Below are 1,505 nucleotides of genomic sequence, written 5' to 3' on the forward strand. Positions count from 1 at the left end.
TCGTCTTTACGTAATCCCTAATGCTGCTCTTAGCTTTTCTAATCGCTCTCATTTTGTTTCCACTTGCATCTCTTGCACTTAATACCCCGTTATTTCGATTCTTTTGCCCCTCTGAGCCGATTACTATGATTGGCGCACTAAACACTACCCCTCGATAGATTCGTCCCTCCTGGTCCATTTTCTGCAAAGTATTGAACTTCTCCATTTGCTGCTCCTTCCATACAGCAGCACACCCCTCTATTTTTATCCATTGACTTTCACGCTTTGCAGATTTAAACTATTAAGCGTAAAATTTAATAAAAATAAATAAAAGTGCTTTGCTATATTTGTTTTCTAGCCAACGACAAATATAGCACTTTTTTTGCACTTTTTGAAGCAATCTTGCATTTCTCATTTTTTTGAAGTCCGGAGAAATGCCAGATTTCAAGCCGTTTTCTCCTTCCCTCTCATATACGTCGGAACGGCAGAAAGTGACGACATGCTATCCCTATATCAAGTCATTAGGATAGCATGTCTATGGGGCCCCTCGCGGGGCCCCATAGATTCATCAAATCGGTAGCTTTCTCTCCTGAATATTTTGCCTTAACCCCTATTTGCTTTTTAACACGCAACAAGAGCTTTAAATCAAGGGCGCGTTTAGCGCTTGTTATACCCTTGATTTAAAGCTCTTGGCGTGTTCCTTGCTAGTTACGGGGTTAAGGCTATCCTTGCGACTAAGCCGCCGCCCGAGCAGGCGCAGAGCCGGAGGAAATAGTGTGGGAGGGTCCCACACCTTTCCGGAGGCGGGGGAATGCGACGGGCGAGCCCCCTATCCGACGAGCGCCCTTCCCCCTGCTTATGCGCTCTGCAACCTTAGCTGGGGTTGGAGCGCCGGGGATGGGGGTGCAGGGGGAAGGGGCGGCAAGGAGGGGGCGTGCGGCTACCTTAGCCTTGCACCTTCACCCGAACTTCCATCCCCTCTAGTTCCATGCAGTATCCTTCGGCTTTCTCAAAGTCCGTGTTTTTATATATCTTCTTCGGCTTCTCTAGGTTCTGGCTGTGCAGATAATACCGGCAATTGAACATCTCCATGTCCTTCTTCACGTAGCTCACCACGTAGTTTATTTGCTTGCTCCTACTACGGGCTCCCCTAACCTCCTTCTCCTCAGAAAACCCATATTTCCACTCAACTGGCACATTCGTAAATCCATGAAAGTGCCAGGCTCCGTCTTTGTGCTTCTCAGGGACCAAAATATACTTAAAGCCCTTCCTTCTCACTGAATTAGAGAGCCAATCTCTTATCTTTTTGTAGATTATCCCCGAATCGTACCTATCTATTTTACTTGCATCTAGGGTATATGTAACAAAATACTTTAAATCTAGATTCGTCTTTACGTAATCCCTAATGCTGCTCTTAGCTTTTCTAATCGCTCTCATTTTGTTTCCACTTGCATCTCTTGCACTTAATACCCCGTTATTTCGATTCTTTTGCCCCTCTGAGCCGATTACTATGATTGGCGCACTAA

At 45.8% G+C, this 1,505-nt stretch carries 1 protein-coding gene and 1 pseudogene; both read right to left on the reverse strand.

All coding sequences use genetic code 11. The features are described from left to right. Nucleotides 1-205 (reverse strand): hypothetical protein (locus tag ACJMM4_RS10185; RefSeq protein WP_405384310.1); only part of this gene is annotated, 205 nt, incomplete at its 3' end. 719 nt (nucleotides 206-924) lie between these two features. Beyond that, nucleotides 925-1,505: pseudogene (locus ACJMM4_RS10190) on the reverse strand (hypothetical protein); the annotation flags it as partial.

The organism is Phascolarctobacterium sp. (assembly GCF_045124115.1).
Lineage (GTDB): Bacteria > Bacillota > Negativicutes > Acidaminococcales > Acidaminococcaceae > Phascolarctobacterium_A.